General features: G+C 38.3%; 18 protein-coding genes and 1 pseudogene. 13 read left to right on the forward strand and 6 right to left on the reverse strand.

The annotated features are described in order from the left end of the window. Positions 1-50: 50 nt before the first annotated feature. Together RT723_RS09490 and RT723_RS09495 are read right to left on the reverse strand one after the other, a co-directional pair. A complete protein-coding gene (locus tag RT723_RS09490; protein ID WP_315946817.1) occupies positions 51-857 on the reverse strand; it encodes a putative hydro-lyase in 807 nt (268 codons plus the stop codon). A gap of 123 nt (positions 858-980) precedes the next feature. Then, positions 981-1865, reverse strand: a complete 885-nt coding sequence (locus tag RT723_RS09495; RefSeq protein WP_315946819.1) for a LysR family transcriptional regulator — start codon at positions 1863-1865, stop codon at positions 981-983. Between the two features lie 150 nt (positions 1866-2015). Between RT723_RS09495 and RT723_RS09500 the strand changes: the two genes are divergently transcribed. Continuing rightward, positions 2016-4484 carry a TonB-dependent receptor gene (locus RT723_RS09500; protein WP_315946820.1) on the forward strand — a complete coding sequence of 823 codons (2469 nt, stop codon included), beginning with the start codon at positions 2016-2018 and terminating at the stop codon, positions 4482-4484. Between the two features lie 156 nt (positions 4485-4640). Beyond that, on the forward strand, positions 4641-5375 hold the full coding sequence (locus RT723_RS09505; protein WP_315946822.1) for a M15 family metallopeptidase: 735 nt from the start codon (positions 4641-4643) through the stop codon (positions 5373-5375). 37 nt (positions 5376-5412) lie between these two features. Here the strand turns inward: RT723_RS09505 and RT723_RS09510 are convergent, their stop codons facing one another. Continuing rightward, a complete protein-coding gene (locus RT723_RS09510) occupies positions 5413-6057 on the reverse strand; it encodes an NlpC/P60 family protein (protein WP_315946824.1) in 645 nt (214 codons plus the stop codon). Between the two features lie 222 nt (positions 6058-6279). On the opposite strand from RT723_RS09510, the gene RT723_RS09515 reads away from it, so the two are divergent. The 5 genes from RT723_RS09515 to lysA all read left to right on the forward strand — a co-directional run bounded on the left by RT723_RS09515 (position 6280) and on the right by lysA (position 11991). After that, positions 6280-7695, forward strand: coding sequence for an amidase (locus RT723_RS09515; protein WP_315946826.1), 1416 nt, complete (start codon positions 6280-6282; stop codon positions 7693-7695). Positions 7696-7721: 26 nt separating this feature from the next. Then, positions 7722-8360, forward strand: coding sequence for a C39 family peptidase (locus tag RT723_RS09520; protein WP_315946828.1), 639 nt, complete (start codon positions 7722-7724; stop codon positions 8358-8360). 37 nt (positions 8361-8397) lie between these two features. Continuing rightward, a complete protein-coding gene (locus RT723_RS09525) occupies positions 8398-9171 on the forward strand; it encodes a hypothetical protein (RefSeq protein ID WP_315946830.1) in 774 nt (257 codons plus the stop codon). Positions 9172-9433: 262 nt separating this feature from the next. Next, positions 9434-10444, forward strand: a complete 1011-nt coding sequence (locus tag RT723_RS09530; protein ID WP_315946832.1) for a C39 family peptidase — start codon at positions 9434-9436, stop codon at positions 10442-10444. Positions 10445-10725: 281 nt separating this feature from the next. Beyond that, positions 10726-11991 (forward strand): diaminopimelate decarboxylase, encoded by a 1266-nt coding sequence (lysA, locus tag RT723_RS09535; RefSeq protein WP_315946833.1) that lies wholly within the window; start codon positions 10726-10728, stop codon positions 11989-11991. A gap of 125 nt (positions 11992-12116) precedes the next feature. Here lysA and RT723_RS09540 read toward each other — a convergent pair whose 3' ends face one another. From RT723_RS09540 to RT723_RS09550, 3 genes are all read right to left on the reverse strand, one after another. Continuing rightward, a complete protein-coding gene (locus RT723_RS09540) occupies positions 12117-13553 on the reverse strand; it encodes a M14 family zinc carboxypeptidase (protein WP_315946835.1) in 1437 nt (478 codons plus the stop codon). A 77-nt stretch (positions 13554-13630) separates the two neighbouring features. Next, the gene (locus RT723_RS09545; protein WP_315946836.1) at positions 13631-14608 is read right to left on the reverse strand and encodes a hypothetical protein; all 978 of its coding nucleotides are present in this window, start codon (positions 14606-14608) and stop codon (positions 13631-13633) included. Between the two features lie 143 nt (positions 14609-14751). After that, the gene (locus tag RT723_RS09550; RefSeq protein ID WP_315946837.1) at positions 14752-16614 is read right to left on the reverse strand and encodes a glycoside hydrolase family 3 protein; all 1863 of its coding nucleotides are present in this window, start codon (positions 16612-16614) and stop codon (positions 14752-14754) included. Positions 16615-16729: 115 nt separating this feature from the next. Between RT723_RS09550 and RT723_RS09555 the strand changes: the two genes are divergently transcribed. The 6 genes and pseudogenes from RT723_RS09555 to RT723_RS09580 all read left to right on the forward strand — a co-directional run bounded on the left by RT723_RS09555 (position 16730) and on the right by RT723_RS09580 (position 24189). Continuing rightward, positions 16730-18322, forward strand: coding sequence for a sodium:solute symporter (locus RT723_RS09555; protein WP_315946838.1), 1593 nt, complete (start codon positions 16730-16732; stop codon positions 18320-18322). Beyond that, positions 18322-19074 (forward strand): annotated as a pseudogene (locus tag RT723_RS09560) (glucosamine kinase nucleotide-binding domain-containing protein); the annotation flags it as partial. The gene RT723_RS09555 and the pseudogene RT723_RS09560, both read left to right, overlap by 1 nt. Before the next feature lie 87 nt (positions 19075-19161). Continuing rightward, entirely contained in the window at positions 19162-20169 is a 1008-nt protein-coding gene (gene murQ / locus RT723_RS09565) for an N-acetylmuramic acid 6-phosphate etherase (RefSeq protein ID WP_428983653.1), read from the forward strand. A gap of 51 nt (positions 20170-20220) precedes the next feature. Further along, positions 20221-21435, forward strand: coding sequence for an exo-beta-N-acetylmuramidase NamZ family protein (locus RT723_RS09570; protein ID WP_428983654.1), 1215 nt, complete (start codon positions 20221-20223; stop codon positions 21433-21435). 164 nt (positions 21436-21599) lie between these two features. After that, the gene (locus tag RT723_RS09575) at positions 21600-22781 is read left to right on the forward strand and encodes an MFS transporter (protein ID WP_315946839.1); all 1182 of its coding nucleotides are present in this window, start codon (positions 21600-21602) and stop codon (positions 22779-22781) included. Next, on the forward strand, positions 22774-24189 hold the full coding sequence (locus RT723_RS09580; protein ID WP_315946840.1) for an aldehyde dehydrogenase family protein: 1416 nt from the start codon (positions 22774-22776) through the stop codon (positions 24187-24189). Before RT723_RS09575 ends, RT723_RS09580 begins: the two co-directional genes overlap by 8 nt. Positions 24190-24192: the final 3 nt, after the last annotated feature.

A 24192-nucleotide genomic window follows, 5' to 3' on the forward strand; every position in this document is an offset into this window, starting at 1 on the left:
ATTTGCCTTTGAATGATTAGTCATTAATAAACTGAATGAAAAGGTGCAAGTTACAAAACAGACAATTTACTATTTTTTATATCCGTCACTAACATACAGCCTGGACTATGGGTTATACAAAAGCCTAGTTTTGCTTCGCGTATTACATTCTGTGGAGTCACACCACACGCCCAAAAAACGGGAAGTTCATTTTCTTTGATCTCAACTGCATCTCCATAGTCTGGTTTATCAATGTGGCTAATGCCAATTAAACTGGGATCACCTAAATGCACAGGCGCACCATGAACACTTGGGAAACGACTACATATTTGCACAGCTCTAATCGCATCTTTGGCTAACATTGGTCGCATACTCACGACTAAGTTACCAGCAAGCTCTCCCGCTTTAACATTGGCAATATTAGTGTTATACATTGGTACGTTTACATTTTGGGTAATATTCCTAATCTCAATACCATCTGCTAACAAGGCTTCTTCAAATGAGAACGAGCAACCAAGCAAAAATATAACTAAATCGTCACGCCAATATTCATCAATATTTGACACTTGCGTTTGTAATTCACCATCTACAAAAATATTATATTTTGGAATATCAAAACGAATATCGGCGGGTTGTTCAGCACCAACATCTATATATGGAGAGCCAACTTCCGTTGACATAGCAATAATAGGGCAAGACTTTGGGTTTAATTGACAAAAACGTAAAAAATCATTGGCTTGGGGTTCAGGCAAAATCACTAAATTACATTGCACGTAACCGTTCGCTAACCCAGAGGTGTGATTTTTCCACTTTCCGTCTCGAATAAAACGACGTACTTGTGACGGCGAGGCTGTATTTGGTTCCATTTCTTCTAACATGATTATTTCAACTCTGAATTATTATATAAATATACAGAATAGCGTATATTTCTGTATCCCCTTAAAGGGGGGAAGCCCACTAATCTAGCTCAATATAGGAAAGTTTAGCGTGATAATATGGTATTAAATTAATGTTTTTCCGATTCTTGAAAATTCGTCAACTAACCACTCACCAGCAATACCAAGTGAAGCATCATGACTCCACACCATGTCGACATTTTGTGTAAAACTGACCGCTTGATGGCGAGTAGTGAGTCTTTTGATATCAGCTCTATGTTCAAACAAATGAATAGGTAACTCAGCCCAACCGAAGCCTTGCGAGACCAAATCGACCATCATTGAGCTGGTATCGGTAAACCAAATATTGGTGGATAAATCAGAATCGTAAGTCCTAAAACCTGATTCAGAGTCGGTGATCCTTATGTGTCTAAACTGTGCCAACTCTTCAGGGCCAACAGCAGGTATATTTGCTAACTCATGATCGATACCTACAACGGTACTGTACTGGACATGAGCAAATCCTTTGAACAAAACCCCTTCTGGATAATCCTGTACGGCTAACGTAATCGCCAGATCAGCCTTGCCATTTTGAACTAACTGATAAGCTTCGTTATGGCTGCAATTCATTAATAACAATGAGGTTGTAGGAAATTTTGATTCAAAGTCCGTTAGTATTTTCAGCAATATGCCACGAGGAAAAGATAACTCATCAAATGCAATTTTAATTTCATTATCAACTTGCCTAATTAAGCTATCCACTTTTTTTACTAAATGGTCATGACTTTTTAAAACAGCCTTAATTTCTCTTAATAATATTTTCCCTTCTTGAGTTAACGAAGGGGAACGAGAAGAGCGATCAAATAAATCAAATCCAGCGTCAATTTCCATATTTGTGATCAAACCACTGATAGAAGATTGTGCCTTACCTAACTTTCTAGCTGCCCCTGAAAAGCTACCATTTTCAACGGCTGCGGTAAAAGCTTCTAATTGCTCTAGCGAAAAGTTCATTCTTTTTCCTATAGGTTAAACCGATAGTATTTAACTTTGTTCTATTTATGTCCAGATGCAATCTAGGTCATACAAATTTTCAATTATAAAACTACCAAGTTGGTTGGAATAAAATATTACAATAATAAATAGCTTACAATGGGAATAAGTATGAATAATCTAAAAAAACAAAAATTAAGTATTTTAATAGCAAGTATTCTTGCTTCAGGTGCAGCGTATTCCGCTGACGAAGTTGAAAAAGAAAAGAAAGATAAAGAAGACATAATGGAGCGAATTGAAGTTTCTGCTTCAGGTCGTGTTACAAGTGCTGCCGAGCTACCAATGAATATCACAGCAATGGGTTCAGATGAACTTCGCAGAAAAAATATTACTGACATTAAAGATTTAATCGCAGAAAGTGTAGCCATTAGTGCTCCAGGCAACAGTAACCGTTTCGCTGACTCAGTTACAGTTCGTGGTCTAAATGTTGCCAACGTTAATGCGAATAACATTGAACGTTTTGCAACAAGTACTCTTGCATATTATTTAGATGCTACACCACTTCCAAATATTGCTTATCGAATAAAAGATATTAAGCGAGTTGAAACTCTATTAGGTCCTCAAGGTACGTTATATGGTGGTGGTAGTTTAGGTGGTACCGTTCGCTATATTACTAATAAACCTGAATTAGAAGAATTCACAGTAGACTTCAATTCAAGTGTGTATCAAGTCAAAGAAGGAAGCTTAAGTCATGATACTGATGTTGTTGTCAATGTTCCTTTAACAAAGTCAGTTGCTCTTCGTGCTTCATTAGCACGCTTAGACGATGGTGGTTTTACTGACAGAATGGTTAATCCTGTTTGGTTGTCAGACGGTGAAAAAATTGTTGGTACCCCTAACCCTGGGCAAGAGTTATATGAAGACGACGATTGGGAAGAAACCACAAGCGCTCGTGTTCAATTATTATGGCAAGTAAACGACGATTTATCCGTTAACTTCTCTCATATAAATCAAACACAATTAGCGCATGGTACCCGTGGCGCGAGTCGTTGGGATTTAGATGAAGCTTGTGCGGCTGAAAATCTTTCATCATTAGATTGTAAAGAAAAATACAGTACTGAAACTGCACCACTACAATTTGATGAATATACAATTCAATCAGTACATGAAGAATATTCTGACCGTGACTTTGCCTTAACTTCAGTTGATATCGATTGGAATCTAGGGTTTGCTACATTAACCAGTTCATTATCAACTTATGATGATGCACGTATCGGCCAAGGTGATTATCTTTATGAAGGTTTTACCTACTATGGTACTCTTGCATATATGCCTTCCTTACGCCATGAAAATACCGACCAATCGGCTTATATACGTTATGACAATACTTACAAAGGCTTCACTCATGAAAGTCGTTTAACTTCAAATGGAGATGGCCCTTTCAGTTGGATAGCTGGTATCTTTAATACAAGCCAAGACAAGAGTTTACAGTTTTGGGAAGTTTTCCCAGGGTTTGATGATGCAGCGGTATCAGATTACGGCGGTTTTGACCCAAGAACTGAATACCCAGATCGTGGTTTTTTAGATTCAGGTTATTATGAAGACATTACATCTGAATATACTGAAACAGCAGTGTACGGTGAAATTTCATACAAAATTTTACCAGAGTGGACGGTAACAGCGGGTGCGCGTTTCTTTGACTGGGAAGACTCTGTACTTAAAAACATTAGTGATTATACGGGTTATTTAGGTATCGATATCGATACTTCAAAAGATGGCGGTTCGGATACTATCTTTAAATTTAATACATCATATAACTTTAATGAAAGTTCATTAGCTTACTTTACTGTATCACAAGGGTTCCGACGCGGTGGTACTAATGGATTCAGAGACGAAGGTGACGATATTGTTGCTGGAGACACACAACGCTTTGCCCCAGATACTACAACAAATAAAGAGTTAGGTATTAAAGCAACGGTTTTAGACAACCAACTTTATTTGCAAGCCGCGTTTTACCAAATTGATTGGCACGATACACAAACGTATTTTGACCAAACCATTAAAGGTTTCCCAATCAACGGCACAGTTAATGGCCCTGATGCACAAACCAATGGTTATGAGTTATCAGGACGTTATAGAATCAATGACAACTTCACCATTAAAGCAAGTTATGCTGCAACGGAAGCTGAATTCACCGAAACCAAAACCGTTTATTTGTTTGAAGATAACTTAGTTGATGAAACTCAAACTTGGACTAAAGGTGAAGGTTTAGGTGGGACACCAAAAAGTCGTCAAAATCTATCTATTAATTACTATGATGAGTTAGGTGATGGTAGTGTTGATGCTTCCTTATCCGTTAGATTTGTTGGCAAGCAATTAAGTAGTCGTCAAGATACAAAATATGATGATGAACTTGAGCAAGAAATTCAAGTTGACCCATATATTTTCGACGCTTATAACGTGATGAACTTATCAGCTGGTTATTCACAAGATGATTGGTCAGTGTCGGTATTTGTTGATAACCTTACTGATGAACTTGGTGAGTCCTCTTACCAACGAGTTGGTGGAAGTTGGGGTCACAAATCGATTTACATCATGCCACGTACTGTAGGTGTAACTTTCTCTTATAACTATTTCTAAATAGTTGTGATTAGAACAATTAGCCGAAGCATTTGCTTCGGCTTTTTTATACCAATTTAACAACAGATAAACCGTTAATTAGTAATCTTTTATCCAAATAGAATATGTTAACGTTATTATTAATTTCATCTACTTAGTAAAACTTTAAAGGATTGAATGATGACTCAATACTTAACAAACTTACCCCGTAACATAACAAAGGCCGTTATATATAGTGCTATCGTAATGATCAGTTCAAATGCGCTGGCATTAAAGGACTCTAGAGACGAAAACAAAACAAAAAAATCAGCATTTGTTAACGTCCAAGATATCATTCCCTCAGCTACTTTTGATATTCGCTATTACACCTCCAACAACTTTGTGGGTAAGCCAATAGATGCATACAAAGCGCCTAAGTGCATTTTGCATAAAGATGCCGTAGAAGCATTAAAACAAGTAAATGAAGAACTAAAAAAAGTATTTAAACGATTAAAAGTATTTGACTGTTACAGGCCGCAAACCGCGGTATCACATTTCATGCGTTGGGTGGACGATATAAAGGATACATCGACCAAAGCCGAGTATTACCCTAACTTGCCAAAACCTCTATTAAAGGGAGAGTACATCGCAGAAAAATCGGGACACAGCAGAGGATACACAGTTGATTTAACGATTGAATATCAGACCAGAGATGGCCAGTTCAAAGAGTTAGACATGGGTTCACCGTTTGATCTGTTTGATGAAAAGTCTAACACTATGTCTTCGTTAGTGACGCCAAAACAAACCCAAAATAGACTGTTATTAAAATCTTTAATGTTAAAACATGGATTTTCAGATTATTCCATGGAGTGGTGGCACTTTACCCATACTTCAGATCCAAGAACAACGTATTGGGACTTCCCTGTCGAATAATACGAATGTGTTAAATAGTATGCCAATTAACTCACGGTTATTGGCATAACTCTTGGTTTAATCTCAGCCCGGCATCAAACTCGGTAGAATCAATACTTTGTATTTTGACTATGCCTTTATTGGAGGTCATACGATGTATGTATTTACCATTGCCCATGGCAATACCTATGTGTGTAATAACGCCCTCAGCCCAATTACCATAAGTATTTTTTAGAAAGACCAGATCCCCTTTTTGTAATTGATCAATTTCTAATATCTTTTTCCCTAAGGTTTCAGAGGCTAATGAGTCCGCATGTTCAGGGAGCAATTTATCTCCTTCTCCTAATAAATGCCCATCCCAAGGTTGATCCGTTTCTAACGTATTAAAATGACCACCACAAGCGGCAACTAGAACTTCACGAGTCCAATTCATACATTGTTCTGCTTTGCCAACTCGATAAGCCTTTTCATTCCACATGGTCGCATTATCGATTATTTTAGATTGCATTGTGCTTAACGTGTCTTGTGTTTGTTGATCGAATTGAACTTTGACTTCATCTGCTGGGCGATTTGTTTCTTCTTGGACTGAGTCAGGGCTGCAACTAGCTAAAGCTAATACTATCATTGTAAAAGCAGAGTACTTTACAATTGATGTAAGTGTTATTTTAGTTGTTTTTTTATTCTTATTTTTTTGGCGCTTCATAATTAATTATTCCTTTACTAAATCGGCCGTTGTTACACGACGATTACATAGTTTTAGTGCGTGATTAATATTAATTATAACGATATACGATAGAACACTCAGATAACAACTGCTTAAACATAGGTTTAACCTATAGGTTCTAACTTATTCATCCACATAGACTCATATATTGTTCATTCATAGATATATATAGGACAAGAGTGTTCAAACATGGAGCCAAACGTGCCAAAGACCTGCTTTTTAAGTACGACAGAAATTTTAGCTGGATATCGCAATAAAACGTTAACACCAAGTAAAGTGATGGCTAGTTATAAAGCACAGTATGAAGCCATAAATGATAAAGTAAATGCGTTTAGTTTTACCTTTTTTGATGATGCCATTGAATCGGCAAAATTAGCCGATCTTGCCTATAACAATGATGAATACCAAGCTTTGACTGGTATTGCGGTTGCCATAAAAGACGAAACTTATATAGAAGGTCAAATAACCACTAACGGGAGTTTGTTGTTATCTGATTTTGTAGCTACATCTACCGACCCTGTAGCTCGCCGTTTAATCGACAACCAAGCAATCATTCATGGTAGAACCTGTACTCCAGAATTTTCAGTTGCCTCAACAACATGGACAAAATTATGGGGAGTCAGTCGTAACCCTTGGAATACTGACATTACTTGTGGAGGTTCATCTGGAGGCTCTGCAATCGCAGTAGCAACGGGGATGTGTAGCTTTGCCAACGGTACAGACATTGGTGGGTCTATTCGTATCCCAGCTGCATTTTGTGGTTTATATGGCTTTAAACCTGCCCACGGGCGAGTACCTGAAATTATTCCATACAACATTGATCCATATTGTCATCACGGTTTATTAACCCGCACAGTTGACGATCTTATATATGGGTACAATCTAATTAAAGGCGCGGATTGGGAGGATTCACATTCTTTTGTACCCGATAGCCAAGCGGTTACGAAACCATTATCAGAATTGAAAGTCGCGGTTTCGAAGAACTTAGGGTTTTACCAAGTTGAGCAAGATGTACTTGATGCATTAGACAATACAGTCAATCAATTAAAACAAGCCGGTGTACAAGTAGAATACGTCGATTTGGACTGGGATGAACGAGTCATTGAAACCGCCAAAATACACCAACGCCAAAATATGGGGTTATTATTAAGACGGTCTTGGGCTAAACCAGAAAACAAAACGTTAATGAACTCTTATACCAATTGGTATTTAGATAAAGTCGAAGAATTAACCCCAAATGATATTCTCGATGCCAACCTGTACCTATGTAAAATGTGGGAAGAAATTTCACCTATTTTTAAACAGTATGACTTACTCTTATGTCCAACTTTAGCCACAACTAACATCCCTGCTGATTATGATTACAGTAAAGATAAAGTTGAAATTAACGGTAAACAAGTTGATCCCAACAAAGGTTGGTTTATGACCTACCCGTTTAACACATTAGGCCAATGCCCTGTCCTCGCGATGCCTAATGGATTTTGTGACAATGGGGTCCCTAGCTCAGTACAACTAGTCGGTCGTCCATACCAAGATGAAGCAATATTCACTCTAGCTAAGTACTTATCTGAAACGATAGCGAGTGAGTTTTACACTACTCGTTTTCCTAACTTATAACCCGGCTAGTTGATATGAAATTTAAAATGAACAATTGGTTCTACGTTATCTGTTTATTAACCGCATATGGCAGTGCGGCGTTTCAAGATAATACCTTAGAAAGATTGACTAAAGCAGTGCCTTATTATTATCAATACGATAACCAGCATGAAGGGCCAAGAGCGTGCAATATTACAAGTGTAGCTATGGTATTGGATCATTTTAATGTGCTTAAAGACATCAAACCTAATTTAAGAACCCCCGATTATTTATATCAGCGTTTTGGTATCAAACAACAACCTGAACAACTTGCTGATATTTTTAACACGGTGGCGAAAGAAAATAATGTTCAAGTTCGCGACACTCTGTATACGTCAGGCACAATTGACCAGTTACGCAACCATGTTATGAAAGGGTTACCTGCTATAGTCCATGGCTGGTTTACTGAAGCTGGTCACATCCTTGTGGTCACCGGTTTTGATGGCAAACATTACACAGTAAATGATCCTGCTGGACGTTGGAATTTAAAAAAATTCGGCGAGGGGAAATATGACACATCACAATCTGGACAACAGATATTGTATCCTGCCACAGAATTTGAATTTGCAATCAATGACAACGGGACTGGCGACGATCTTTGGTTACACCTTTTCTCTAAAGTGTCAGCTGACATTACAACCAAATAAATTACTAAATTAAACTAGAATAATAAGAAGAAATACTATGAAAATATTGTATCCAATAATCTTGTTCTTAACGCTTTCAGCCTGTCAAAATGAACAAGAACAACCACTTCTGACCACTATTGAAACAATGAAACAAACCGATGTATTGTTAGTATCAGATCATACACTTCCTGAACATTTAAATTTGTCCAGTGGTGGTGCTAATGGGGAAGAAAGACGTTTTATTGACCCAACAATTCAATCCCTTAGGGCAAAACTTCAAGAACTAAACCTATCAACCTATGTACTTAATGTAGAAGACATGGTTGAAGATAAATCAATAGACAACAAAACCACATTTGAAGCGGCTTACGCTGAGTTCGATAAAGTATTAAACGCCGCTGTTGCAGCTAACGTTACTATCTTATCTGTCCATTACGATGCCAATATTATTAAGGCAGCCGACTATGGCAGTGCTAATGATTATATAGGTGGGGCTCACGTTATTCTTGACCAAAGAGCCACCAGTAATGAAACGATTGCTTTTGCTGAATCAATCATTTTTGATGGCAATGTTTTAAAATTATTAAATGATACCGGTTTACGTATTCGTCCAGATTACGAACGACAAATTCGTTATCAAGGCAATTTAACCTTAAACATAATTGGCCACTCCAAAGGCGGCGCAGCATTATTAGAAATTGGCCCACAAGAACAGGCACAAGAGCTGTTTGGTACTCCGGCACAAATTGTTGAAAACATTGATTTACCACTCACTAAATTGGCTGAAACTATTTTCAATTTTCGCCAATCAAATAATTTAGATAATTGATCCATCACATATTCGGACAGACGGCTCAACACCTATGAGGTATAAAAGGTGTTGAGCCTATTTTAGTCCGACATAAACCTAATTCATAAATTTAAACACGCCTTCCATCGCCATACCCGATACCTGCTCATTTGTTAACCAATCGTATACGTCGTTTTATATAGTCACCAGTAGCAGTACGCTGGCAATTTAAATCGAGCATAAATCAACCTATGATTTTATGACTCTAACTAATAAATAAAACATAAATAAGAACAATAATATGAATATTAAAAAGTTACTGATAACTGCATGCTTATTGATGAGCACAAATGTAATGGCACTTTGCCCGGATGGCACTTCGTTTGATCAAAACCTTGGCTTTTGTGCCAACGGTGTTGATGCTTTTGGTCCATTTACTAATGACATGGTAGATGACTGTATTTCTGCAGGCGGCGGTAGCGCGTGTACAAATACCTACCAATACAATGTACAAGGAACCACCATCGACGTTTTACGTTGGTCTGAATCCTTTACTAATAACCTTAGAGGAGACAATGACTGTCCAACAGGAACCGTACGATCTTCAACATACGGTGGTCATTGCTTTGAAAATGTAAACAATGGTAGCAATAATGTTTATGGTAACTTCAGTCAAACTGAGGTCGATGCCTGTAATAGATTAAACGGGGGAACCGCTTGTTATACCAATCGCTGGGGATCAAGTTTCTACTTAAGCGTTAAAGCTGAAATAGCCAACCCTTCCGCGGCTGCAGTCCCTTATTATAATCAATTAAATAATTATTATGACCCTTATGGTACTTGTTCTGTTACATCGCTAGCTATGATCACAGATATGAGTGGGTTCACTAATCCAAGTGTAACGGGGCGATCTCCTGATTATTTGTATGAAGAGTTAGGTGGGGTATTACAAACGGTACCTTCATTAGCGAATGGTTATAACACCATGGCAATCCGTGCAGGTAGTAGTAAACGAGCTAATAGCAAAACCAATGGTACTTTTGCAGAACTACAACAAGCATTAGCAAGTGGTAAAGTCGCGATTGTACATGGTTGGTTCACTAACCCAGGACATATTATGGTGGTAACTAGTTATGACGGAACACACTACACAGTGAATGACCCGTTTGGAAAATGGAACCAACAGAAATGGGGAAGTTATAATTCTTACGTGTCTGGTGAAGGCCAAAAATACGCAAAAGCCGCATTCGAATATGCCATAAATGACAATGGTCAAGGCAATGACTTATGGTTGCATATTTTTGATAAATAACGCAATTCACATTGGTTAAATTTAAAAGAACTTGTGATTGGGCAAGTTCTTTTTTTTACCTTAATTTTCAAAATATTAGTCAAGCCGAAGAGATGAATGAAAGTACTTAATATTCGAACGTCTACTTTCAACCTTATTTTATCTAGATAACTTAATTGTTATGGCCATGTAATTAGGAGTAATTATTCAATAAGCCCCCATTCGGGGGAGCTAAAACCTAATGAAATATGCAAAAGTACCTGTCCAAATCCACCCTAAAATTCAATCAATAAGTTATCGTTATGTCCGAATTTAAATACAAATCAAGCCAACTTCATATTGAAGGTGTTGCTATAAGCACTATATCTAAATCAATACCAACACCTTTTTATGTTTATTCGGCGACTATGATTGAAAATAATTTTTTATCATTGCAGTCACGTTTATCAGATTTAAATCACTTGATATGTTTTGCTGTCAAAGCAAACTCTAATCAAGCGGTTTTACGTACTTTAGCGGCTTTAGGCTCAGGAGCCGATGTCGTAAGCTTAGGTGAATTAAAACGTGCTCTACATGCTGGAGTACCTCCACATAAAGTTGTATTTTCTGGCGTTGGCAAAAAGGCGCATGAGATTGAATATGCACTTGAACAAGGTATTTTACAATTTAACGTTGAGTCTGTAGCCGAGTTACACAACATCAATAAGGTGGCGATTAAATGTAATAAGTCAGCAAACATAGCTATCCGAATCAACCCAGATGTTGCTGTCGATACCCATGCAAAAATAACCACAGGTACAGCAGAGAATAAATTTGGCATCGGATATGAACAAGCACTAGATACTTTTGTACTAGCTGATAACCTGCCTGCGATCACGGTTCAAGGTATCCATGTTCATATTGGTTCTCAGATCACAGATGTCACCCCTTTTAAAGCCGCATTCAAACGTGTCGCTGATCTTTATAAACAACTTAACGCACTTGGCATCGACATAAAGGTATTAGATTTAGGCGGCGGGTTAGGTATTTGTTACGACCCAGAAAACGATTCGCTACCAGACATGGCCGAATACCGTCAGATCATCGAAGATGAGCTTAGCGAGTTTAACTGCCAATACATAGTAGAACCGGGACGCAGTTTAACTGCCGATACAGGGTGTTTAGTAAGTGAAGTAATTTATGACAAATTGGGCACAGATAGAAACTTTTTAATTGTTGATGCAGCCATGAACGATTTTGCCCGCCCTAGTTTATATGATGCTTATCATCGTATTAGTCCAGTTTTAGAATCAACCAAACCGAACAAGAAATACGACATTGTAGGCCCGGTTTGTGAAAGTGGTGATACCTTTGCTGTAGCTCGAGAGCTTCCTGAGTTAGAGTCAGGTGATCTGGTGGTGATCCAAGACTGTGGTGCTTACGGAGCGGTAATGTCAGGTACATATAATACTCGTCCACTTATTGCCGAAGTAATGGTAAAAAATGATGCTTTTGCAGTAATACGTAAGCGACAAAACCTAGATGATTTAATCAATTTAGATCAAATTCCCAATTGGCTAGCTTCATAGTAAAAGTGTTCTGGCCTAATCTAACTTAGGTCTGTCTTGAAATAGGTTAAAACATAAAACAAAGCCGCAAATCTGCGGCTTTTTTTATAACATTGAAAATTATCGCTTCAATTAAAATTACACCATTATGTTCCAATTGGATTCAGTAGCTGCCCGGTGCGCAAGTCCAATACTTGTCCGTTTAATACCGCAAATTTAATACCACGACCATCTGACAATAAGAAGGTTGCAGTTTGCCTTAAGCTAGGTATTTCAGTTGCTGTATTAGTTGGGTTTAGCACGACTGGAAATGAAGAGGAATTTATTAATTTTGTCGCATCACCTATAAAGTGAGTTATTCCTTGTTTGAGTATTCTAAAATAAACTGAGTCAGATAACGTTAAAGGCCCTTCTTTATCTAAATCGTATGCCTCGCCTTTAATATACTGGTAATTACTCGCATCCAATTGATGATAACTGCTGTAAACCGATGCATCTCCAATTTCGATTATCTTAGCTTTACCAGAGCCATAAACCGCTAAATCAATAATAAAGTTGGTGGTATAACTTGGCTTCTCACCTACATTAATAGTGATATTGTTAACCAATAAATCTTTTATTTTTCCCTCAACGTTCATGGGAATTTTGTCATAATCTTTTTGATTAAATTTTAAATAAGTCTTGTTGTGAACCGAGTCAATACCAGCAATTAACATTAAGTAGGTCGCTTTTCTGGCAATTTGCCGATTATCATCTGAAGGGAAACCACCAGATTCAATTAAGACTGTACTCACCCCTAAACGAGTCAGCGTGTCGCCAAATGCACGGTGAGAATAACTATCATCATAACGCCCAATGTGCCCGGTTAATCTAGGTTTTATCGCTGAAACTGTTTCTGCGATAACTTGCATTGCTCGTAAACGCACATCATTAACTTCTTTTGCATAATTAAACGAAGGGGCTAAAACCGAAATAGTCGCTGTTTTATCTGAATCACCCGCCGCGTAATTTCTACTTTGATCGTGCAGGTTAAAACCAAAACTGGGTTTTATCGTACTAACGAGTTTGTGTAACAACTGGCCTTCAGGGGTTTGTAATTGTGAAGCATCACGATTGATATCAATGCCCTGAGCATTAAAACGAGACGCTTGTTCTGCACCATCAGGGTTTAACATTGGAACAAAATGTAGAGTTAATTTAGACGACCAATTGTCACGCCATGTTTTATTTTCATCCGCCGTTATATAGTTCAAAACATCAAAAATAGACGCGGTTGCTGTTGGCTCATCGCCGTGCATTTGTGACCAAATTAATACGTGTGTCTTACCGCTTCCAATTGAAATTTTATGTATTTTTCGCCCTTGAAAAGAGTGACCTATCGCTTCTACTTTTAGTATCTCTTTGTTCTGTAGGGTTGCAATAATTGGAGTTATGTCACTCGGCGAAATCTCTGCTTTGTCCAACAGTGGTTGAAGATATTTTCCATATCGTACATTGGCACTTGTCTTTGCATCGATATTAGCAGCAACCAAGATAAACCCAATACAGGCAATCGCAAACAACACTCTTAATTGGTTAGTCATTAATTTTTCTCACTATTTTATTATAAATGAGCGGTTAGTAAACACAAACTAACTGCCTATTCTATTCATTGTGAAATTTATAAGTCAAAATTATTCAGTGTACAGTCCTGACTTTTAAATGTGGTTGTTGCATCATCAACTGCCTCGATTTCTGTCATAAGAGAAGATGTTGCTATACGCCAAATCGATGTATTTGGTCCTGCATATTTAATAAACGTGTCCAAATCATCACCTGACAGGATTTTGTCTTCGTGAGAAACAATGTGCCAAATAGGTTTTTCGGCGCCTAAATCTCTATATTCACAATCGCCTTTTCTGATCCCTGCAGCTATATCCGTGAGATAAGATCCGCCCCACTTTTCTATGTAAGTTTGTGGCATATGCACATCAACATAATCATCTATCAATCCGATATCCATACTATGATCTTTAGGGTTCCCCCAAGTAGTTGCAGCAAAGGTAAAATCTTCCGGAAGTATTTCTGTTAATGACGCTAAACGATTAGAGTGTGCGACTAACAAATTATTTAACTCGGTAGAATTACCATCAAATTCAGTTTCGATGTCTAACACATATCCTTGATACCCAACTCGAACTGCCGCTTCTAACATATCAGCTTGATCTTCATATAAGCCAATATCATTATACGTCCATGCCCATACTTCAATTCCATTTTGTTTATAATGCGCTAGGTTGTCTGGCTCACAAGCATCTTGCCACTCGCCGCAATCAACACTATCTTCGTTAAATGCAATTTTGTTGGATCCCCAGTTGTAATTAATATCGCTTATTTTAATAAACACGCGTTTAATCCCAACACTCGCTAAATAATTAGCCATATCCTGATGATTATTATGAACTAACGTAGTTTCATCTATGTAGAAGATCCACGCGCCTAATTTATTGGTTGGCGTTGTGACATCTTGATACACGATCTCGTTGTTTTGTTGGACATTATCTGGTGTGGTTATGCTAGATTCAGTATCTTCCTCAGGGCTACTGGAACCGCAAGAAATCAGTACTAATGTAGATAAAGCAAGTGCTAGTGTTTTCATATCTTTCCCTTTTTTTATTATTGAATATAGAGGGATAGAAATCACGACAACAATCATTACATATCGGTTAGAACGATAGATAACCTATACGATTAACTCTGGTCAATTATATAAGTTATCTAACGTCTGTTAATTATAATGGGTTAAGGCTTTACCACCGTTACAGGTAACTGACCATGAGCTTCTCGTTTACCCGTTAAAATCTGTGCCAGTGCTTCAAACGCCAAACCACTAATAACCTGGTCTTGTCCAACACTTTGGTTATAAGAATAAGTTGCTATTATGTCGGTACTCTCATTATAGAATTGAGTCACTTCATACGGGGCTCTTAAACTAATGAAAATAGTTTGTTTACCGGCTTCTTTGGCACTAGAAAACAGTGCTTTCATGTCTTTCATTTGGGTTGATTTAGGCCAACTTTGTCGATTCAACTTGTTTTTCATCTTACTTAAATCTTCCATCCCGCCCATTTCAACTGCGCTTTGATTAGGATAAATACTGCCAAAAATTAACACATCAGCTGAGTTAATCGATTGCTTAGTATGGACAGCATTACCGGTAGTAAAGTTACTACAAGTTATAAAGTATTGATGATCTTGAGCAAAAGCATTCAACATCGCTTTACACTTATTTTGATCTGGCATTACAATATGTATAGCGTTTGCGCCGGGCTTAATTTTACCTTTGCCTTTAATTAGTGTCACCGACTCTATTGCCAATTCAGCTTCTATTTTTTTGTGCTTTTTATTCGCTAACACGTTTTTCACTTCAGTTAACTTTTGGTCTAACGTCCCTTGGTACGCACTGCTTAAATTATACGTCTGCTTCAACTTCATGATGCGCTGAGCGGAATCTAGAATTTCTTGTCTATCCAATCTGCCCGCTTTTGTTGCAGCGACCAACTTGTCCAACAATAAGTCTGCTTTATTTAAATCATGTGGTGTGCGAACCTTAAACGGCATAAGAGCAATATCCGCCCCCGCTGCAAAAGTGTTAATCACGGCTTCATCTTCTGTGAAATAATCACTGATACCTTTCATGTCTAAAGCATCCGTGATCACAACACCATCAAATTGCATTTTATTTCGTAATAAGTTGGTCAATATCTTACGAGACATTGTGGCAGGTAACGTCATGCTTTCACCAGCTTTACTAACAAACTGAGTATTATCTAAACTGGGGTATTGAATATGTGCCGTCATGATCATTTTAGCAATGCCTTTATCAATGGCATATTGGAATGGTGCCAATTCAACTTGAGTTATCCGCTCAATGTCATGTTTCACCACAGGCAAACCGGTGTGACTATCTACATTGGTATCGCCGTGGCCAGGAAAGTGTTTTAACGTAGCGATGACATTTTGTTTTTGCATCGCATCGGTCATGCTCGCACCTAACTCAGACACAAGATCAACGTTTTCACCAAAAGAGCGAACATTTATCACTGGGTTTTGTGCATTTACATTAACATCTACTGTCGGTGCATGATTAACATTAAAACCAACTGCCGATAGTTCTGCCCCAATGACTTGCCCAACTTGCTGTGCAAACTTATCTTGGTGTTTGGCAAAAGTTGCCCCAATCGCCATATTGCCACTAAATGAGGTAGCATATTGACGCGGTAAACGAACAACCCTTCCCCCTTCTTGATCCACTGATATAAATAATGGAATTTGCCTGCTACTGTTTTGCGCTGCATTTTGCAGATCATTATTTAACCGAGTGATTTGTTCTGGTGAGTCTAAATTCTCAGCAAATAGAATTATTCCGCCTAAATTGGTGTTTGCCACCATATCCGCTAAATCAGGTGTTAATTGAGTTAATGGCTTAACACAACGCTCACCTTTAGAGTTAGTTGGGCAATAATATCTAGCATCAATCATTAGTTTCTGTGCTAAAGCCAGTCGAAGTTCATCTTCTGGTGATTTAATAGAAGTTTGACACCCTGTCACCAATAATATGGCAAAGCCAGATAAAATGAGGGAAAGCGACTGAATTTTTGTCATTTTTAGCACCTATATAGGGGGATAATTAAAATAAATTGCTTAAAGTTTTTACATCTTAACAGGAATTATATATTCTACAATTATCAAATCACGGAATCATGAATTACAAAACATTATGACTGGACAATTTCACATATACGACTGGCTAGTATTTTTTGGGTACATATTACTATTAGTAGCTACAGGCTTGTACTTCAATCGCAAGGCCGTTGACAATACCAATGATTATTTTCTTGGTGGAAATAAAATGCCCGTATGGCTAGTTGCCATATCTGTTTTGGCAACTTCTCAATCGGCCGCTACTTTTTTAGGTGGGCCTGACCAAGGGTATAGAAACGACCTGACCTACTTGTTCACCAATGTAGGTGCTCTTATTGCTGCTTATATTGTATCGGTATGGTTAATTCCGCAATTTTACAAAAATAATGTTTCTACTGTTTATGAATTATTAGAGAAGCGATTTGGCTCTGATGCTAAAAAACAAGCGGGGATTTTATATCTGTTTGGTCGTATCTTTGCTAGTGGCGCTAGACTTTATATGGCTGCCATCGCCGTTGCTATGATCCTATTTGGTAATATAGAGCCTAATTCTGTTGTCATTTCTGTGTTGGTATTGGCCGCTGTCGGTTTAGGCTACTCTGTTGTTGGTGGTATCAAAACCGTTATTTACAGTGATGTGATCCAGTGTGCCGTTTATGTTAGTGCTGGATTATTTGTTATCTATTTTCTATTACAAAGCATACCTGCTGATTTTGGCCAAATCGTTGATGTCCTCCAAAACCCTGGTAATGGGCAAGCATCCAAACTAAAAATTGTAGATTGGCGTTTAGACTTTACTTCAACAGGTGTATTTACCGTTGCTTCAACGTTAGTGGGCTTTGTATTACTTAATATAGCTGCATTTGGTTTAGACCAAGATATGACGCAAAGAGTATTAACCTGTAAAGATGCTAAAGAAGGTAGCCGTTCTATTTTAATGTCTGTGTTTTTAGTTATTCCAGTGATGTTGTTATTTATTGTTATTGGTTTACTACTTTATGTTTTCTACCAACGTCCAGACTTAATGAATCTAAGCAACTCTATCGCCGACACACCTACATTTTCTGGCGAAAAAGTCACTGTGTTTATGTATTACGTATTAAACGAACTGCCTGCCGGTATCAAAGGTCTCGTGACGATTGGTGTAATTGCAGCTGCAATTTCAACACTAAATTCTGGTTTAAATTCAATGTCTTCAGTTGTTGTGCAAGATTTATATCGCCCTTGGAAACAAAAACGTTCAGTCAAAAATGACCGACATTTTGTGTTTGCAGGACAGATAAGTATGCTTGTAGTGGCAATCGTACTATCAGCTATGGCCATTCTTTGTTATTTCTGGCAACAGTATTCTGAAATGCCATTATTAGCCTTCGCATTGAGTGTCATGGTGTTCTCATACAGTGGATTGCTTGGGGTTTATGGCGCAACTTTATTTACTAAACGAGGTAACCCTCGCTCTGTATTATTAGCCCTAATCGTAGGCTTTTTAACACCTCTAATATTCCAACCATACATTGCACAAGCTCTGTTTCCTGCTGATTGGCAGATCAACCTAGGCTTCACGTGGCAACTATGTATTGGTACTGCTTTATCATTTTTAACTTGTCTGCTGGGAAAACCAAACAAGGTTACTCATATCGACAAAACCTCAGACGCTAAGGAAATCTAATGGAAGATAAATACATAATTGGTATTGATGGTGGCGGCACCAAAACCATTGGTCGGATCGAAAATCTTTCAACTGGAGAAAGCCATACTATTCAAACGGGCTCTTCTTCATTAAGTAACGACTTTGCAAATGCTCAAATTATATTAAAAGAACTAATTGAAAAACTATTACTTAAGGTAAAAGCATCATCTTTAGATACTCACGTTCTTATTGGTGTTGCCGGCGGTGGTGTTGCCAGTCAAGCAGAACAACTTATTGAAGAGTTGCCTTTTGCATTTGCTTCGTTAGAAGTCGTTAATGATGCCAAAACTTCTTTGTTTGGTGCTAATAAGGGTGAACCTGTTGCGGTAATCGCATTAGGAACAGGTTCAGTAGGCGCTCGATTAGATGAAAATAGTGAAGAGCATTATGTAGGTGGTTGGGGTTTCCCTATTGGTGATGAAGCCAGTGGTGCAAAATTAGGTTTTAATGCCGTACAAGCTCTGTTGTCAGAAATCAACTGGCACCAAGCTGCTCAATCGAAAATGGCACATCGTGTCGCTTCTATTTTAGGTAATGGAAAACAACAAATTGCAAATTGGTTAGCCAAAGCTCAAGCAAAAGATTATGCCTCATTGAGCATCGACGTATTTGAATTACGCAATGAATGCCCTGTTGCAAAAGGACTAGTGGAACAACACGTTTCAGATGCAGAGCAACTGATCCAACAAACACGTTTAAATAGCGGAGTTGATGTGGTGATCATGGGTGGTTTGGCTGAAGTGACTTTGCCATTACTTAAAGAGGAAATTAAGTCATTTTGTAAATTGTCCTGTGGCAGTTCATTAGATGGCGCTTGTTTGTTAGCCAAAAAACAGTTTGGCAATAAAGATAAACACAAGACTAAGAAAAGCAAAAGCCAAAAATACGACAGCACTGAAAGAGATACCTTACTTGCCCAATTGGATATTATGGTATCAGAGACGCGTAATCCAGATACGTTTGATCTGGATTTAGTAAATACTGAGCAATTATTAATTAAAATCAATCAAGCAGACGCTATTGTGCCTGTTGCGATAAAATCTTGCATACCTCAAATAGGCAAAGCAGTGGATGAGATCGTAAAGTCATTCAATAAAGGCGGCCGACTGATTTATATTGGCGCTGGAACCAGTGGACGACTTGGTGTTCTTGATGCAGTTGAGTGCCCTCCTACATTTAGCGTATCTAGTGAACAGGTTATCGGTATTATTGCCGGTGGTAGTCAAGCTATCTATAAAGCCGTTGAAGGAGCTGAAGATTCAGCAGAGCTGGGTAAGAACGATTTAATCAACATCGATTATTGTGAAAATGACATCTTAGTTGGCGTTGCTGCAAGTGGCCGAACGCCTTATGTGATAGGCGCAATTGACTACGCTAAAAGTTTAGGTACAAAAACCATTTCCATCAGCTGTAACCCTAGTAGCCAATTAGCTACCTATTGTGACATCAATATATGTGCTGTGGTTGGCCCTGAAGTATTAACAGGTTCGACAAGAATGAAGTCTGGTACCGCTCAAAAGTTAATATTAAACATGTTGAGTACCGCCAGTATGATACGTACCGGTAAAATTTATGAAAATTTGATGGTGGATGTTAACGCCAGTAATAAAAAACTCTATGTCCGCGCGATCAGAATCGTCATGCAGGCAACACACTGTGATGCACATACCGCTCAAGTCGCGTTAGAGCAAACCCATTACAATGCAAAACTTGCCATATTGCATATTTTGACCAACGAAAATGTTCAAGATATTCAGCAAAAGTTATTAGATAACGGTGGCTTTTTAAGAAAAACATTAGAAAGTGTGAAACTGGCAAAGGCATAAAACCTTAGTTAACTATACAACTTTATCAATATATAGGGGCCAGTTATGTGGATGAAAACATTAATATTAATCGCTATTTTACCAATGGTATTGTCTTGTTCTATTACGGAAAAAAGTGATAACAACACGGGTAACCAAGATGTACTGGTTGGTGCGGCACAAGTAGATAAATACCTGCCTTTACTTGAGGGCAAGGCGGTTGGCCTAGTGGTAAATCAAACGTCTCAAGTGAACCAGCAGCATATCGTCGATCTGTTATTGAGTCATGGCGTGAACATTAAATATATTTTCGCACCTGAACATGGCTTCAGAGGAGATCATGGTGCAGGTGAAAAAGTTTCATCCTCTAAAGATCCTAAAACTGGCATAGATATAATTTCTATATACGGTAAAAATAAAAAACCTACTGCTGATGTCATGAACTCATTGGATGTCATGATCTTTGATATTCAAGATGTCGGCACTCGTTTTTATACTTATATCAGTTCAATGCATTATGTAATGCAGGCTGCAGCGGAATCTAATGTAAAATTTATCGTTTTAGATAGACCAAACCCCAATATCATGTATATCGACGGGCCTATTCTTGAAGATGAGTTTCGTTCGTTTGTTGGTATGCACCCTATTCCGATTTTACATGGCTTAACCGTAGGCGAGTTAGCTCAGATGATTCTTGGTGAGAAATGGTTGACCATAGGGTTAGAATCGGCTGAACAACAAACTAAAGATTTAATGTCTCGATTAGACTTAACCGTCATCCCTGTAGCTAACTACAGTAGAGAGACACCTTATTCATTACCTGTACCACCAAGCCCCAATTTACCTAATGACCTGTCTATTAACTTATATCCTTCTTTATGTTTTTTTGAAGCAACACCAATAAGTATTGGCCGAGGTACCGATCTACCTTTCCAAGTGGTGGGGCATGACAAAATCAACCAAGGTAACTTTAAATTTACACCGAAAGCTAATCCACATTCCGCCCCATATCCTAAGCTGGAAGAGAAATTAGCCACAGGTGAAACCTTTACCTCTTCAAATGTTCGAGGTTTAGAGTTATCCATTTTTATGAATTGGTATCAACTGTTTGACAAAGCTGGCGTTGAGTTTTTCGAACGTCCAGAATTTATGGATAAATTAGCAGGAACAGACAAGATAAGAACCAGTATCTTAGCTGGACAAACGGCTGAACAGATAAAACAACAATGGCAAGCTGGTCTACAAAATTACTTGGCCAAGAGAAAGCCGTACTTAATTTATCAATAATTCGCTTTTACAAGTGTGCAATTTTGAGAAATTAAAATTGCACACTAAATTTTAATACCTATAGCATTAACCTATAGGTTTTAACTGTAATTATCAGTTTCCAGTAGGCAAACTGAAATTGAGTATATTTATCGTCCAATAATAACAATAATAAAGAGAACATTTTGCAAAAAATCCTGACCAATTTTACCAATTATTCAATGCTAAAAGTGTTTGAAACCTTAGGGTTATTGCTTGTTGCTATGATGGGGGCAGCCGTTACGACATTAATGCCATTAATGGTTGGCGCTTATTCAGACTCAGGGCACTTTACTACACAACAAGTAGGTTGGCTGACATCTGCAGATGTAGCAGGAATTTTAATTGCAAGTGCGACTGCTTTTTTATGGGGTCGGCGAGTAAATTGGCGCGTGGTGACATCGTTAGGACTACTCATTTTCATTGCCTGTAATATTGCCTCAACTCACATTACAGACTTCTCACATTTAATGATGATCCGTTTTGTTGCAGGCGTTGCCTGTGGTGCCAGTTATGCTATTTCTCTTGCTGCATTTGGCGACTTTAAAAAACCAGATCAAGCCTTTGGTGCCGTAGTTACCACGCAAGTTGTATTTGGCACTATCGGTTTTTGGATATTACCTAACTTAATTTCAGTTGATGGGCTAGATAGCATTTTTGAGTTTTTTAATTTATTTTTAATCCCCGCACTAATATTAATTTTGATTACTTGCCCAAAGAACAGTAAAACGTCAACCGTTGGCGCTTTCCAAATTGATGGAAACTTAAAAGCTGCGGTCTATGTATTTTTAGGGGTCGTTGCTTATTATTTTGCACAAGGCACGGTTTGGGCTTATTTAGAGCGCATTGGTGTCGATGCACAATTAACCAATACCCAAATTGGCTTAATCTTAGGGCTAGGCTTTGCAATTAGTGCCATAGGATCAATTATATCAGGTATGTATGTAGATCGTTATGGGCGTAATTCCGGTTTATATTTAACCGCACTCATTCAGATACCTTGTCTTGCTGTTTTATATTTCATGACCCCTGAAACCGCCTTTTGGATCTATGCCGTTTCAACCATTGTTTATCAGATTATGTGGAGCTTTGTCGTGCCAATCATGATGGCATTATTTAGTGATATAGACAGTGCGGGTAAACTAATAGTGTTATGTGTTTCTGCCTTTAAAGTAGGCTTAGTCATCGGCCCTCCAGTTGCAGCTTTAACGATTAACTACTTCCCTGTACGAGAAGTTTTATGGTTAGGTGCCATTTCCATCATAGTGAGCATTCTGCTTACTGTCCGTTCAAGCAATATATTAAAGTCGACGACCGATCATGTGTAAAACAATTAATTCTCATTTCATCAATGGTGCTTGGGTACAAGAATCTAAGCCTGCTGCGCTATATTTAAAAAATCCAGCAACGGGACTTGATAACATTACTCTGATGTTAGCTAGCCATGAATTAGCGGAAACAGCTATCCAGTCTGCTCACGATGCAATACCAACTTGGCAACAATATTCGTCGAATGAACGAGCTGAATTTATTAACAATATTGTCATTGAATTAAAAAAACGAAGAACGCCACTGATTGATTCCATTGTTAATGAACTTGGTTGTCCTCGTGAGTTCACCACAGAAGTGCAAGTTGACGATCCGATTGATGCATTTGAGCAACATGTGCAATGGACTAAAGATATACAACATGAACAAGTTATAGACGAAAACCTCACCATTTATAAAGAAGCCATAGGGGTATGCAGTATTATTACGCCGTGGAATTACCCTTTGCATCAGTTAATCGCAAAAGTTGCCCCAGCTTTGGCTGCGGGTTGCACTATGGTGGTAAAACCTTCTGAATTTACACCAACTTCGGCATTACTTCTGACACAAGCTATTGAAGCGGCTAATTTACCTAAAGGGGTATTCAATTTAGTTATTGGTTCAGGGCGCGATGTTGGGCCGGTATTAACCACCCATCCTTTAGTTAAATGCATATCGTTTATCGGAAGCACTGCTGTCGGGAAACATATTCAATCGGTTGCTGCTGGGTCTGTTAAACGAGTCCTATTGGAGTTAGGAGGCAAATCGCCTTACTTGATTTGTCCAACGACACAACTTGAAAGCGCTATCAATCTAGGCATTGAAGATGTCATGGCAAACAGTGGCCAGACATGCGTGGCATTAACCAGAATGTTCATTCACGAGTCTCAATTCGAACAGGCTAAACAACTTGCTAAGCAGTCAGCCTCATCACTTAGTGTTGGTGATCCAGATACAAAAGATACGTTTATGGGGCCAGTGATCAACCAAAACCAGCTTGATAATATTTCGTCTGCAGTGGAACGTGCCAAAAATGAAGGTGCTGAAATCATATACGGCGGCAACCGCATCGACCAAACTGGTTACTATTATCAACCGACTGTGATTACTAATTTGCCGCATGACGCACAATTAGCTCAACAAGAAATATTTGGTCCCGTATTGGTTCTGTTTAAATACAAAACAATAGATGAAGCTATTCAATTATGTAATGACACACCATATGGATTAAGTGCCAGAGTGTGGAGTGATGATACGGAACAAAGTAAAAAACTGGCTAGAAAAATAGATGCTGGGCAAGTCTATATCAATGGCGCTTTTTGGCATAACGCGGCTCCATTTGGTGGTTACAAAGAGTCGGGCAACGGGCGTGAATTAGGTCCTTCGGCTATAGAAGAATTCTTTGAAATAAAATCTATTATTGTGTGAGAA

Origin of the sequence: Psychrosphaera aquimarina, from assembly GCF_032461525.1 — a bacterium.
Lineage (GTDB): Bacteria > Pseudomonadota > Gammaproteobacteria > Enterobacterales > Alteromonadaceae > Psychrosphaera > Psychrosphaera aquimarina.